The organism is Hydrogenophaga sp. (assembly GCF_030373225.1).
Taxonomy (GTDB): Bacteria; Pseudomonadota; Gammaproteobacteria; order Burkholderiales; family Burkholderiaceae_C; genus Hydrogenophaga.
Genome location: NZ_JAUCZG010000014.1, coordinates 1 through 12,984 on the forward strand (window position 1 = coordinate 1; position 12,984 = coordinate 12,984).

Consider the following 12,984-nt stretch of genomic DNA (forward strand, 5'->3'; position numbering starts at 1 on the left):
CTCAGACTCAATCCGGGTGAACACCCGATACAACCTATTGAAGCTTCACACCTAGGCTTCATCAAGGGTGCCGCAACGCAAGGACGCCAGATCGAGCACCCGCAAACCACCGTACTCGACCCGGATCCAGCCCCTGGCCGCCAGCGTGGTCAGGGCCTCGTTGGTGCGCTGGCGCGACAGGCCCACCAGGTAGGCAAGTTCCTGCTGCGTGATGCGCAGCACGTCGCCCACGTTGGGCGAGAGCAGCGGGTGGAACAGCGATGCGAGGTTGCGTGCCACGCGAAGGTCCGGGCTGTTCAGACGGTCGATCTCGCGCGCGGCGATGAACTGGCCCAGGCGCTCGTTGAGCTGGTGCATCACGAAGCGGTTGAAGCCGAGCGAGTGATCGAGCAGCCAGTCAAAGGTCTTCACCGGCAGGCCTGCCACGCAGCTCTTGCGCAGCGCCTGGATGTTGTAGCGGTACTGCTCGTGCTTGAGCAGGGTGCCCTCGCCAAACCAGCCACCGGGCGCCACCCCGGTGAAGGTGACCACCGGTCCCTGCGACTCGTCGTTGCCCATCTTGAGCAGGCCTTCCACCAGACCGAACCAGTAGGTCACCGGTCGGCCAAAGCGGCAGATGTAGTCCCCCGCGTCGGCCTCGCCCACCACCAGCGCGTCCACCGCGCGCGCGCGCTCCACCGGCGTCAGGCGTTCCAGCCAGGGAATTTCGGCCAGCTCTGCAGCCGTTGGCGCGCGGGCACGGTCGCGCAGGCCGCTGCCCGATCGGTGGGGTGTGAAGGGGTTCATGGGAGGCGTGGCCAGGCCTTGGGTCGTAGGGGAAAGTCCTAGGAGGGATGACCCGCAATTGTCGTCGTACCGACAACATGACGTCAAACGAAGTCATACGATCGCTTTCATCGAAGGGTGTCCTGTGACGGACATCCGGATGCCGGCGCCACCGACCGGCCCAGGAGACACACATGCAAACAACGTTCCCCCGGCTGCTGCTGGACCACGCCCAGCGCCGCCCCGACGCGCCGGCGATGCGCGAGAAGGAATACGGCATCTGGCAGACCACCCGCTGGAGCGACATGGCGCGACTGGTCGAAGCCCTGGCCTGCGGCTTGCACCAGGCCGGCCTCAAGCGTGGCGAACACATGGTGGTGATCGGCGCCAACCGGCCACGGCTCTACGCCACCATGCTGGCGGCCCAGTCGCTGGGCGCCATCCCGATCCCGCTCTACCAGGACGCGGTGGGCGGCGAATGCATCTTCCCGATCAACAACGCGGAGGTGCGTTTTTGTGTGGTGGAAGACCAGGAACAGGTCGACAAGATGCTCGAGATCCGCGAGCAGTGCCCCCAGCTCTCGAACATCTACTACGACGATCCGCGCGGCCTGCGCAACTACGACCAACCCGGGTTGGGCGGTGTGGAAGAACTGGTGGCCGCCGGCCAGGCACACGCCAAGGTCCACCCGCAGCTGTTTCAGGACCAGGTCGCGGCCTGCCAGCCCGACGACGTGGCCGCCATGTTCTTCACCAGCGGCACCACCGGCAACCCCAAGGGCGTCGTGCACACGCACAACACGCTGATCAACCGCGCCGACGTGGGCGCCCGTTTCGACAAGCTCACACCCGCCGACGAGGTGCTGGCCTACATGCCGCCGGCCTGGATCGGGCAGAACATCTTTTCCTATGCGCAGTGGCTGGTGGCCGGCTACGTGGTGAACTGCCCCGAATCGGGCGCCACGGTGACCATCGACCTGAAGGAGGTCGGCCCGACCTACTACTTCGCGCCACCGCGCGTGTTTGAAGGCCTGCTCACCAGCGTGATGATCCGCATGGAAGACGCCGGTGCGATCAAGCGCGGCATGTTCCATTACTTCATGGACGTGGCGCGCCGCGTCGGTCCCACCCGCATGGACGGCAAGTCCATCGGTCTGGTGGACGCCATCAAATACCGACTGGGCGACTGGCTGGTCTACGGCCCGCTGCGCAACAACCTCGGCATGAGCCGCGTGCGCGTGGCCTACACCGCCGGCGAGGCCATCGGCCCCGACCTCTTCAGCTTCTACCGCTCCATCGGCATCAACCTGAAACAGCTCTACGGCTCCACCGAAACCGCCGTGTTCGTCTGCCTGCAGCCCGACCACGAAGCGCGCGCCGACACCGTGGGCGTGCCTTGCGAGGGGGTCGAGATCAAGCTCAGCGAGAGCGGCGAGATCCTGGTGAAGTCGCCCGGCCTGCTCAAGGGCTACTACAAGAACCCGACGGCGACGGCCGAGGTGCTCACCGCCGACGGCTGGTACCACACCAGCGACGCCGGCTTCATCGACGCCTCGGGCCACCTCAAGATCATCGACCGGGTGAAGGACGTGGGCCGCATCCAGGGCGGCGAACACGACGGTGCCATGTTCGCGCCCAAGTACGTGGAGAACAAGCTGAAGTTCTTCAGCTACATCAAGGAAGCGGTGGCCCTGGGCGACAAGCGCGACCGGGTCTGCGTGATGCTCAACATCGACTTCGAGGCCGTGGGCAACTGGGCCGAGCGGCGCAACCTCTCCTACGCCGGCTACACCGACCTGGCGCAGAAGCCCGAGGTGTACGAACTCATCCGCGATTGCGTGGAAAAGGTCAACGCCGACCTGTCGCGCGACGAGTTGCTCGCCGGCAGCCAGATCAGCCGTTTCCTGGTGCTGCACAAGGAGCTCGACGCCGACGACGGTGAGCTCACCCGCACGAACAAGGTGCGCCGCGGTTTCATCAGCGAGCGTTATGCCGCGCTGGTGGATGCCCTCTACAGCGGCAAGACCGAGCAGTACATCGAAACCCAGGTGAAGTTCGAGGACGGGCGCAGCGGCTCGGTCAGCGCCACGCTCAAGCTCGGTGACGCCAAGACCTTTGCCCCGGTGAAAGCCGCAGCCTGAAGACCATCCCATGAGCAAAAAAATCGGCGACGTCATCCTCGACGTGCACAACATCAGCCTTCGCTTCGGTGGCGTCAAGGCGCTCACCGACATCAGCTTCAACGTGCGCGAGCACGAGGTGCGCGCCATCATCGGGCCCAACGGCGCCGGCAAGAGCTCGATGCTCAACTGCATCAACGGCGTGTACCAGCCGCAAGAAGGCTCGATCAGCTTCCGGGGCCAGACCTTCAAGCACATGAACAGTCGCCAGGTGGCCGAGATGGGCATCGCGCGCACCTTCCAGAACCTCGCGCTCTTCAAGGGCATGAGCGTGATCGACAACATCATGACCGGGCGCAACCTGCGCATCAAAAGCAACATCTTCGCGCAGGCGTTCCGCAACCCTTTCGGCATCGGTGGGGCGCAGAAGGAAGAAGAGGCCAACCGCGAATTCGTCGAACACATCATCGACTTCCTGGAGATCCAGGCCTTTCGCAAGACCCCCGTGGGCACCCTGCCCTACGGTCTGCAAAAGCGCGTCGACCTCGGCCGCGCGCTGGCGATGGAGCCCCAGGTGTTGCTGCTGGACGAACCCATGGCCGGCATGAACCTCGAGGAGAAGCAGGACATGAGCCGCTTCATCCTGGATGTGAACGACGAGTTCGGCACCACCATCGTGCTGATCGAGCACGACATGGGCGTGGTGATGGACATCTCCGACCGCGTGGTGGTGCTCGACTACGGCAAGAAGATCGGCGACGGCACGCCCGAAGAAGTCCGCAACAACGAGGAGGTGATCAGCGCCTACCTCGGCACCTCCCATTGATGGACCTGACAACCATGCAGCAGAACACCACAAACCATTGCATGAAGAAGCCTCGCCCAGGGATGTCGTGGAACCGGCTTTGCCGGGCCACAGACATCGCCCCCTGGAGGGGGGATGCGGCTACACGCAGTGAGCAAGCAACGGGGGGGAGATAAGTCATGGCATTTTTCCTTGAAGCTCTTCTCGGCGGCCTGATGGCCGGCATGCTCTATTCGCTGGTGGCGCTGGGCTTCGTGCTCATCTACAAGGCCTCGGGCGTCTTCAACTTCGCGCAGGGCGCCATGGTGCTGTTCGCCGCGCTCGCCATGGCCCGCTTCTCCGGCTGGATCCCCGGCTGGCTGGGCATCGAAGACAAGTTCCTGGGCAACCTGATCGCTTTCGTGATGGCCGGCGCCCTCATGTTCGTGCTGGCCTGGCTGATCGAGCGCCTGGTGTTGCGCCACCTGGTCAACCAGGAAGGTGTGACCTTGCTCATGGCCACGCTGGGCATCACCTACTTCCTCGATGGCCTGGGCCAGACCATCTTCGGCTCCGACATCTACCAGATCGATGTCGGCATGCCCAAGGACCCGATCTTCCTGTTCGAGGGGGTGTTCGAAGGTGGCGTGCTGGTCAACCTCGAAGACGTCTATGCCGCCTGCGTGGCCGCGTTGCTGGTGATGGTGCTGTCGCTGTTCTTCCAGAAGACATCCACCGGGCGCGCCCTGCGCGCCGTGGCCGACGACCACCAGGCCGCACAGAGCATCGGCATTCCGCTCAACCGCATCTGGGTCATCGTCTGGTTCGTGGCCGGCATCACCGCGCTGGTGGCCGGCATCATCTGGGGCTCCAAGCTCGGCGTGCAGTTCTCGCTGACCACCGTGGCCCTGCGCGCCCTGCCCGTGATCATCCTGGGCGGCCTCACCTCGGTGCCCGGCGCCATCATCGGCGGCCTGATCATCGGCGTGGGCGAGAAGCTCTCCGAGGTTTACCTCGGCCCCTATGTGGGCGGGGGCATCGAGATCTGGTTTGCGTATGTGCTGGCCCTTGTGTTCCTGCTCTTCCGGCCTCAGGGCTTGTTCGGCGAAAAGATCATCGACCGCGTCTGACCCCACCACAAGAACAACACAGAAAGGGCACGCACCATGTTCTACCGAGAAAACGGTCAATTCAAGACCTCCTACCGCACCGACCAGCAGATCTTCCCGATCGCGCAGGACCGCTGGGTCATCCTCGCCTTCATCGCGTTTGCCTTCATCGGCGTGCCGCTGCTGGTTGACGAATACATGTTCCGCGCCATCCTGATCCCCTTCCTGATCCTGGCGCTGGCTGCGCTGGGCGTGAACATCCTGGTGGGCTACTGCGGACAGATCAGCCTGGGCTCGGGCGCCTTCATGGCGGTCGGCGCCTACATGGCCTACAACACCTATGTGCGCATCGACGGCATGCCGCTGATCATCGCCCTGCTCTCGGGCGGCTTCTTCGCCACTTTGGTGGGCATGTTCTTCGGCATTCCCAGCCTGCGCGTCAAGGGGCTGTACCTGGCGGTGGCCACGCTGGCCGCCCAGTTCTTCTGCGACTGGGCGTTCCTGCGCATCGGCTGGTTCACCAACAACACCGCTTCGGGTTCGGTCTCGGTGTCCAACCTCAGCGTGCTGGGCTGGACCATCAACACCCCGGCCGAAAAGTACCTCTTCTGCCTGGGCTTTCTGGTGGTCTTTGCCCTGCTGGCCAAGAACCTCGTGCGATCGGGGATCGGCCGCGAGTGGATGGCCATTCGCGACATGGACGTGGCCGCTGCGGTCATCGGCATCCGCCCCATGTACGCCAAGCTCAGCGCCTTTGCGGTCAGCAGCTTCATCATCGGCGTGGCCGGTGGCCTGTGGGGCTTCGTGCACCTGGGCTCGTGGGAGCCGGCGGCCTTCTCCATCGACCGCAGCTTTCAGTTGCTGTTCATGGTGATCATCGGGGGCATGGGCTCGATCATGGGGAGTTTCTTCGGTGCCGCGTTCATCGTCGTGCTGCCCATCTTCCTCAACCAGTTCCTGCCCGCCGTGGGCGCGCTGGTCGGCGTGGAGATCTCCACCGCGGCCATCTCCCACACCGAGTTCATGATTTTCGGCGCGCTCATCGTCTGGTTCCTCATCGTCGAGCCGCACGGCCTGGCCAAGCTGTGGAGCATCGCCAAACAGAAGTTGCGGCTCTGGCCCTTTCCGCACTGAGTCCGGAACGGCGCTGGCCGTCCGGCATCCAAGGGTCATCGTGAGTGTTGTGTTGGTCTGTGTTTGATTTTTACTAGGAGACAAGAGATGAAACTGCGAAATCTGGTTCTGTCCGCGTCCATCGCATGCGCGGGTGTGTCCGCTGCGCTGGTGGCACCGAGCGCCATGGCGCAAGCCAAGGAACAATTCTTCCCCTCGCTCGTGTACCGCACAGGCGCCTATGCGCCCAATGGCGTGCCCTTTGCGAACGGCTATGCCGACTACCTCAAGCTCACCAATGCGCGCGGCGGCATCAACGGCGTGCAGGTGTCCTTTGAAGAATGCGAGACCGGCTACGCAACCGACCGGGGCGTGGAGTGCTATGAGCGCCTGAAGGGCAAGAACGGCGGCGCCACGGTGTTCCAGCCGCTGTCCACCGGCATCACCTTCGCGCTCACCGAGAAGGCGCCCGTCGACAAGATCCCGCTGATCACCGCCGGTTATGGCCGCAGCGAATCGGCCGACGGCGGCGTGTTCAAGTGGAACTTCCCGATTGCCGGCACCTACTGGGTGGCGGCCGACGTGCTGATCCAGCACATCGCCAAGAAGGAAGGCGGCTACGACAAGCTCAAGGGCAAGAAGATCGCGCTGGTCTACCACGACAGCCCGTTCGGCAAGGAACCCATTCCGCTGCTGCAGGAACGCGCGGCCATGCACGGTTTCCAGCTGAGCCTGCTGCCGGTCACCCACCCGGGCGTGGAGCAGAAAGCCACCTGGTTGCAGATCCGTCGCGACCGCCCCGATTTCGTCATCAACTGGGGCTGGGGCGTGATGAACTCCACCCTGCTCAAGGAAGCACAGGCCACCGGTTACCCGCGCGAGAAGATCTACGGCGTGTGGTGGGCCGGTGCCGAGCCTGACGTGAAAGACGTGGGCATGGGCGCCAAGGGCTACAACGCCATCACGATGCAGCACGGCACCGAAAAAGGCGCCGCCGTCGTGAAGGAAATCCTGGCCAAGTTGCACGACAAGAACCAGGGCACCGGCCCCAGGGACGAAGTGGGCGAGGTGCTCTACATGCGCGGGCTGATCAGCGCCATGTTCGCCGTCGAGGGCGTGCGCCAGGCGCAGGAAAAGTACGGCAAGGGCAAGGTTGTGACCGGCGAGCAGGCGCGTTGGGGCTTCGAGAACCTGAACCTGACGCAAGCCAAGCTCGACGCGCTGGGCTTCAAGGGCGTGATGCGCCCCATCTCCACCAGCTGCCAGGACCACATGGGCGCCGCCTGGGCCCGCATCCACACGTGGAGCGGCACCAAGTGGGAGTTCAGCAGCGACTGGTACCAGGGTGACGAGCAGATCATCAAGCCCATGGTCAAGGCAGCTGCCGACAAGTACGCCGCCGAGAAGAAGCTGACGCGTCGCGCACCGTCCGACTGCCAGTCTTGAGGTAACACCCCCCGCCGCAAGGCTTGACCCACCCCCGCCGCGCTTCGCGCGACCCCCTCCAGGGGGCGACACTTGCGGCCCGGCAAAGCCGGTTCCGCGGTGTCCCTTGATGGGTCACCTCGTTCGCGGCGGGTCTCGGCGGCTGACTTCAGCCGCCATCCACAAGACCGGCGCGCCGTGTCTTGTGAATGGTTCACGAGGAAACACCATGAGCACCACTCCCAACATCGTTCTCAACGTCAACGGCATCGAGGTCATCTACAACCACGTGATCCTGGTGCTCAAGGGCGTCTCGCTCAACGTGCCCGAGGGCAAGATCGCCGCGGTGCTCGGCGGCAACGGCGCCGGCAAGACCACCACGCTGCGCGCCATCTCCAACCTCCTGAAGGCCGAGCGGGGCGAGGTCACCAAGGGCAGCATCGAGCTGCGCGGCGAACGCATCGAGAACCTCAGCACCTCCGACCTGGTGCACCGCGGCGTGGTGCAGGTGATGGAAGGTCGGCACTGCTTCGCCCACCTGACCATCGAGGAAAACCTCATGACCGGCTCCTACACCCGCAAGGACAAGGCCGAGATCGCGCGCAACCTGGAGAAGGTCTACAACTACTTTCCGCGCCTGAAGACGCGGCGCACCAGCCAGGCCGCCTACACCTCGGGCGGCGAGCAGCAGATGTGCGCCATCGGCCGGGCGCTGATGACCAATCCCAGCGTGATGCTGCTCGACGAGCCCTCCATGGGCCTGGCGCCGCAGATCGTCGAAGAGGTGTTCGAGATCGTGAAAGACCTGAACCAGAAGGAAAAGGTCACCTTCCTGCTGGCCGAGCAGAACACCAACATGGCGCTGAAATATGCCGACTACGGCTACATCATGGAGTCGGGCCGCATCGTGATGGATGGCCTGGCCAGCGACCTGCGCAACAACGAGGACGTCAAGGAGTTCTACCTCGGCATGGGCGGCGGGGAGCGCAAGAGTTTCAAGGACGTGAAAAGCTACAAGCGGAGAAAAAGGTGGCTTGCCTGACTCCCCCCCGCGCCTTCGGCGCGTCACCCCCTCGAGGGGGCAACACCTGCGGACCGGCAAAGCCGGATCTGCGGTGTTTCTCAAACAGACACTTCTCTCAACTGGAATGGCGATGAACGAGTTTTTCGACGCTCTTGAAACCCGGACTTGCGATCAGCGCGAGACCGAGCAGATGGCGGCGTTGCCCGCGCAGATTGCCCATGCACAACGCCACAGCGCTGCGTTTGCCGAGATCCTGAAAGGCGTGGACGCCGCCAGCATCAAGAGCCGCGCGGCGCTGGCCCGCTTGCCGGTGACACGCAAGGGCGAGCTGCTGGAGCGCCAGAAGGCGTCGCGGGCGCAGGGCGGTGATGCTTTTGGTGGCTTCGCCGCGCTGGTGCGTGGCCCGGCCATGTCGCGCGTGTTTGCCAGCCCAGGGCCGATCTACGAACCCGAAGGCGCGGCGCGCGATTACTGGCGCACCGGCCGGGCACTCTTCGCTGCGGGCTTTCGAGCCGGCGAGCTGGTGCACAACAGCTTCAGCTACCACATGACGCCCGGCGCGTTCATCCTGGAGTCGGGCGCCCACGCCGTGGGTTGTACCGTCTTCCCGGCCGGCACGGGGCAGACCGAACAACAGCTCGAAGCCATCGTCGACCTCAAGCCGACCGCCTACACCGGCACGCCGAGCTTCCTGCGCATCCTGCTGGAAAAGGCACGCGAAGCGGGCACCGACATCGGCAGCATCACCAAGGCATCGGTGGGAGGCGAAGCCTGCCCGCCCAGCCTCACCGCCTGGTTCAAGACACAGGGCCTGGACGTGTACCAGACCTACGCCACGGCCGATCTGGGCCTGGTGGCCTACGAGACCCCGGCGCGCGAAGGCCTGGTGCTCGATGAAGGGGTGATCGTGGAGATCGTGCGCCCCGGCACCGGCGACCCGGTGCCCGAGGGCGAGGTCGGAGAACTCGTGGTGACCACGCTCAACGCGGCCTACCCGCTGATCCGCTTCGGCACCGGTGACCTGTCGGCGGTGCTCGGCGGCACCTGCCCCACTGGCCGCACCGCCCAGCGCATCAAGGGGTGGATGGGTCGCGCCGACCAGACCACCAAGGTGCGCGGCATGTTTGTGCACGCCTCGCAGGTGGCCGACATCGCACGGCGCTTTCCGCAGGTGCACAAGGCGCGCTTGGTGATCAGCGGCGAAATGGCCAACGACCAGATGTGCCTGCACGTCGAAGCCAGCGACGCCGACGACAGCCTGCGGGGCCAGATCGAAACCGCGGTGCGGGACATCACCAAGCTGCGCAGCGCCGTGCAGCTGGTGCAACCCGGCAGCCTGCCCAACGACGGCAAGGTGATCGAGGACGCGCGCAGCTACCAGTGACGCTGGCCGGCGGAGACGGTTCGGGCCGGTCGGGCGGGGCCTCTGGCTGCACTGCAGCAGAGGGTTTTCCCCCGCCGCCCGCTAAGTAATTTCCGCGATTTCCCGTTGCTGCGCCGGGGATACCATCCGGGGGTTCCCTTAAACCTGCTGGAGATCCTTGATGAAAAAACTGCTTGTTCTCGCCCTGGCGGCCACGGTTTCGGCCGGCGCTTCGGCGCAGGCCTTCCCCGCCAAACCCGTCACCCTGGTGGTGCCTTTCGCCGCCGGCGGCCCCACCGACCTGGTGGCGCGCCGACTGGCCGAAGCCATGCGCGGGCCCCTGGGTGGCGCCAACATCGTGGTGGAGAACGCAGCCGGCGCCGGCGGCACCATTGCAGGCACCAAGGTGGCCCGCGCCACACCCGACGGCTACACCCTGCTGGTCTGGCACATCGGCATGGCCGCCACCACCAGCCTGTACCGCAAGCAGCAGTTCAAGCCGCTGGAAGATTTCGAGTACCTGGGCATGATCAACGACGTGCCCATGACCTTGCTGGGCTCGCCCAAGCTGCCCGCCAACACCTACCGCGACTTCGAGGCCTACATCCGCGCCAACGGCGGCAAGCTCAACCTGGCCCACGCCGGTCTGGGTTCCGCTTCGCACATCTGCGGCCTGATGTGGCAGTCGGCGGTCAAGCTCGACAAATCCATGACCACGATCGCCTACCGCGGCACCGGCCCGGCCATGAACGACCTGATCGGCGGCCAGGTGGACGTGATGTGCGACCAGACCACCAACACCACTTCGCAGATCGAAGCCGGCCGTGTGAAGGCCTTTGCCGTGACCACGGCCAAGCCCCTGTCGAACCACAAGCTGCTCAAGGACTACCCGTCCCTGCAGGAAATGGGTCTCAAGGACTTCAACCTGACCATCTGGCACGGCCTGTACGCCCCCAAGGGCACGCCCCCCGAAGTCACCAAGCGCCTGAACGAGGCGCTGCAGGCGGCCCTGAAGGACCCCGCCTTCATCAAGAGCCAGGAAGACCTGGGCGCCATCGTCGTCAAGGATGCCCGCGTGACGCCGGCTGGCCACAAGGCCTTCGTGGCCGGCGAGATCACCAAGCTCAAGACCGCCATCGACGCTGCCGGCCAGTTCGCAGACTGAACGGCCGAACACCCCTGCGGCGCTCTGCGCCGTCCCCTCGAGGGGACGATGCCTGTGGCCCGGCAAAGCCGGTTCCACGGCATCCGCCGGGTTGAGACGCGCGCGCCGACCAGACAACGGGACCCCATGATCTCGATCCGGGTGGTGGACTCCATCACCGAACTGCAGCCCGCCGACGCGGGCTGCATTGCGTTGAGCGGCTCGCACGGGGGCTTGAGTTCGGCGCGCTACGCACTGGCGGCGCGTCCGCTGCTCTCGGTCTTCAACGATGCGGGCGTGGGCCTGGACGACGCAGGCATCGCCGGCCTGGCGTTTCTGCAATCGCATGGCCTTGCTGCATGCGCGGTGTCGCACACGAGTGCGCGCATCGGGCAGGCAGCCAGTACATTGAGCCACGGCGTGGTCAGCCACGCCAACACCGCGGCGCAGGCGCTGGGCATTCGCACCCACGAAGCCCTGCAACCGCAAGTCGACAACCTGAGCCGGAGACAACCATGAACCTTTACCGTCGCACCCTCATTGCCGTGGCCGTTGCTGCCACCGCCCTCCCCGGTCTGGTCGCCGCGCAAGCCGCCTGGCCGAGCAAACCGATCCGCATCGTGGTGCCGTTCGCGCCCGGCGGCACCACCGACATCCTGGCCCGCACGCTCGCCCCCGAACTGACCAAGGCCCTGGGCCAACCCGTGGTGGTGGAAAACCGCGCCGGCGCCGGCGGCAACATCGGCGCCGATGTGGTCGCCAAGGCTCCCAATGACGGCTACACGCTGCTCATGGGCACCGTGGGCACGCACGGCATCAACAAGTCGCTGTATTCGAAACTGCCCTACGACCCGCAAAAGGACTTCGCACCCATCACCCTGGTTGCAGGCGTGCCCAACGTGATGGTGATGAACACCAAGCGCGCGCAGGAGCTGGGCATCAACAGCGTGGCCGACTTCGTTCGCCACGCCAAGGCCAACCCGGGCAAGCTCAACATGGCGTCCAGTGGCAACGGCACCTCGATCCACCTCGCGGGCGAACTGTTCAAGTCGCGCACCGGAATCTTCATGACGCACATTCCCTACCGCGGCTCCGGCCCGGCCATGACCGACATGCTCGGCGGCGCCATGGACGTGATGTTCGACAACCTGCCTTCGGCGATGCCGCACATCCAGTCGGGTGGCTTGAAGGCCTTTGCCGTGACCAGCGCCGTGCGCTCGAGCGCGCTGCCCGACACGCCCACGGTCGCCGAGGCCGGCGCTCTCGCGGGCTTTGAAGCCAGCTCCTGGTTTGGCCTGCTCGCTCCGGCCGGTACTCCCGCCGAGATCGTGAACCGCCTGCAGCAGGAGACCGCCAGGGCACTGAGCCTGCCGGCTGTCAAAGAACGGCTGGTGGCGCAAGGCGCCATTCCCAGCGGCAACACGCCGCAGGAGTTCGGCAAGTTGATCGAGGCCGAAATCGCGAAGTGGGCGCCCGTGGTGAAGGCATCCGGCGCGAGAGTCGATTGAAGGGACTGGCCCCCACGCTCCGCCGCGCTTCGCGCGACCCCCTGAAAGGGGGCGATGCCTGCGGCCCGGCGGAGCCGGTTCCGTGGCATCTCTTGGTGAAGGCATCGCGCCCCGGCGCGCGTGTCCCAAGCCAGGGACACCGCGGGTCCGGCTCCGCCGGCCCCAGGTGTCGCCCCCCTCTCGCCGCAGGCGAGAGAGGGGGGTGGCGCCGCAGGCGACGCGGGGGGTGCTTCCTCTAGACCCCCCAGGTGATCTCCACGCCCGCCTGTTCGCAGCGCTGGAGCATCTCGATGAAGGGGGCGCTGCGCATGCGCAGGCTCACCTGATCGAACGCCGGCGGCACGTCGCCGCGCGCGGCGGCCTCTTCGATCTGTCTCTTCTGATCGGCCTCTTCGAGCACGATCGCATCGCGGATCGCCTGAATGGCAGCAGGCATCTGCTGGTGCATCACCACGCCCGGACCCGATGGGTCCTTGCTCAGGATTTCCAGCAGGCGTTTGCCGTGCTGTTCCAGCATCACCAGATCGCCAGTTTCGCGGGATTTGAATCGGTACAGGGACATGTTGGCCTCCTTCGCCTATGGTTCATTGTTGCACCAAAAGTACTCCATACGGGCATGGGTACAAAGA

Annotated in this window: 12 protein-coding genes; 10 read left to right on the plus strand and 2 right to left on the minus strand. The window is 65.3% G+C overall.

Annotated elements, in window-relative coordinates; all coding sequences use genetic code 11:
- Positions 1-51: 51 nt before the first annotated feature.
- Positions 52-786 (minus strand): Crp/Fnr family transcriptional regulator, encoded by a 735-nt coding sequence (locus QUV35_RS09630; RefSeq protein ID WP_300873121.1) that lies wholly within the window; start codon positions 784-786, stop codon positions 52-54.
- A 173-nt stretch (positions 787-959) separates the two neighbouring features.
- On the opposite strand from QUV35_RS09630, the gene QUV35_RS09635 reads away from it, so the two are divergent.
- The 10 genes from QUV35_RS09635 to QUV35_RS09680 all read left to right on the plus strand — a co-directional run bounded on the left by QUV35_RS09635 (position 960) and on the right by QUV35_RS09680 (position 12,355).
- Positions 960-2,906, plus strand: a complete 1,947-nt coding sequence (locus QUV35_RS09635) for an AMP-binding protein (protein ID WP_300873123.1) — start codon at positions 960-962, stop codon at positions 2,904-2,906.
- 10 nt (positions 2,907-2,916) lie between these two features.
- Complete coding sequence (locus tag QUV35_RS09640) at positions 2,917-3,711, plus strand: ABC transporter ATP-binding protein (RefSeq protein ID WP_300873124.1); 795 nt, start codon at positions 2,917-2,919, stop codon at positions 3,709-3,711.
- 158 nt (positions 3,712-3,869) lie between these two features.
- The gene (locus tag QUV35_RS09645) at positions 3,870-4,799 is read left to right on the plus strand and encodes a branched-chain amino acid ABC transporter permease (protein ID WP_300873126.1); all 930 of its coding nucleotides are present in this window, start codon (positions 3,870-3,872) and stop codon (positions 4,797-4,799) included.
- A 36-nt stretch (positions 4,800-4,835) separates the two neighbouring features.
- Positions 4,836-5,912, plus strand: a complete 1,077-nt coding sequence (locus QUV35_RS09650; protein WP_300873128.1) for a branched-chain amino acid ABC transporter permease — start codon at positions 4,836-4,838, stop codon at positions 5,910-5,912.
- Positions 5,913-5,999: 87 nt separating this feature from the next.
- On the plus strand, positions 6,000-7,337 hold the full coding sequence (locus QUV35_RS09655; RefSeq protein ID WP_300873130.1) for an ABC transporter substrate-binding protein: 1,338 nt from the start codon (positions 6,000-6,002) through the stop codon (positions 7,335-7,337).
- A 208-nt stretch (positions 7,338-7,545) separates the two neighbouring features.
- Positions 7,546-8,358 carry an ABC transporter ATP-binding protein gene (locus tag QUV35_RS09660; RefSeq protein ID WP_300873132.1) on the plus strand — a complete coding sequence of 271 codons (813 nt, stop codon included), beginning with the start codon at positions 7,546-7,548 and terminating at the stop codon, positions 8,356-8,358.
- Positions 8,359-8,470: 112 nt separating this feature from the next.
- The gene (locus QUV35_RS09665) at positions 8,471-9,724 is read left to right on the plus strand and encodes an AMP-binding protein (RefSeq protein ID WP_300873134.1); all 1,254 of its coding nucleotides are present in this window, start codon (positions 8,471-8,473) and stop codon (positions 9,722-9,724) included.
- A gap of 160 nt (positions 9,725-9,884) precedes the next feature.
- A complete protein-coding gene (locus tag QUV35_RS09670; RefSeq protein WP_300873136.1) occupies positions 9,885-10,868 on the plus strand; it encodes a tripartite tricarboxylate transporter substrate-binding protein in 984 nt (327 codons plus the stop codon).
- 126 nt (positions 10,869-10,994) lie between these two features.
- A complete protein-coding gene (locus QUV35_RS09675; protein WP_300873138.1) occupies positions 10,995-11,366 on the plus strand; it encodes a hypothetical protein in 372 nt (123 codons plus the stop codon).
- Complete coding sequence (locus QUV35_RS09680; protein WP_300873140.1) at positions 11,363-12,355, plus strand: tripartite tricarboxylate transporter substrate binding protein; 993 nt, start codon at positions 11,363-11,365, stop codon at positions 12,353-12,355. The genes QUV35_RS09675 and QUV35_RS09680 overlap by 4 nt, the downstream gene beginning before the upstream one ends.
- 235 nt (positions 12,356-12,590) lie before the next feature.
- Here the strand turns inward: QUV35_RS09680 and QUV35_RS09685 are convergent, their stop codons facing one another.
- Positions 12,591-12,917: a DUF1840 domain-containing protein gene (locus QUV35_RS09685; RefSeq protein ID WP_300873142.1), complete on the minus strand. Its 327-nt coding sequence runs from the start codon at positions 12,915-12,917 to the stop codon at positions 12,591-12,593.
- Between the last annotated feature and the right edge of the window lie 67 nt (positions 12,918-12,984).

What these genes read in the sequence shown, in the direction of transcription:
- QUV35_RS09630 (WP_300873121.1), bottom strand. Translation starts at nt 786, where the DNA reads ATGAACCCCTTCACACCCCACCGATCGGGCAGCGGCCTGCGCGACCGT.
- QUV35_RS09635 (WP_300873123.1), top strand. Translation starts at nt 960, where the DNA reads ATGCAAACAACGTTCCCCCGGCTGCTGCTGGACCACGCCCAGCGCCGC.
- QUV35_RS09640 (WP_300873124.1), top strand. Translation starts at nt 2,917, where the DNA reads ATGAGCAAAAAAATCGGCGACGTCATCCTCGACGTGCACAACATCAGC.
- QUV35_RS09645 (WP_300873126.1), top strand. Translation starts at nt 3,870, where the DNA reads ATGGCATTTTTCCTTGAAGCTCTTCTCGGCGGCCTGATGGCCGGCATG.
- QUV35_RS09650 (WP_300873128.1), top strand. Translation starts at nt 4,836, where the DNA reads ATGTTCTACCGAGAAAACGGTCAATTCAAGACCTCCTACCGCACCGAC.
- QUV35_RS09655 (WP_300873130.1), top strand. Translation starts at nt 6,000, where the DNA reads ATGAAACTGCGAAATCTGGTTCTGTCCGCGTCCATCGCATGCGCGGGT.
- QUV35_RS09660 (WP_300873132.1), top strand. Translation starts at nt 7,546, where the DNA reads ATGAGCACCACTCCCAACATCGTTCTCAACGTCAACGGCATCGAGGTC.
- QUV35_RS09665 (WP_300873134.1), top strand. Translation starts at nt 8,471, where the DNA reads ATGAACGAGTTTTTCGACGCTCTTGAAACCCGGACTTGCGATCAGCGC.
- QUV35_RS09670 (WP_300873136.1), top strand. Translation starts at nt 9,885, where the DNA reads ATGAAAAAACTGCTTGTTCTCGCCCTGGCGGCCACGGTTTCGGCCGGC.
- QUV35_RS09675 (WP_300873138.1), top strand. Translation starts at nt 10,995, where the DNA reads ATGATCTCGATCCGGGTGGTGGACTCCATCACCGAACTGCAGCCCGCC.
- QUV35_RS09680 (WP_300873140.1), top strand. Translation starts at nt 11,363, where the DNA reads ATGAACCTTTACCGTCGCACCCTCATTGCCGTGGCCGTTGCTGCCACC.
- QUV35_RS09685 (WP_300873142.1), bottom strand. Translation starts at nt 12,917, where the DNA reads ATGTCCCTGTACCGATTCAAATCCCGCGAAACTGGCGATCTGGTGATG.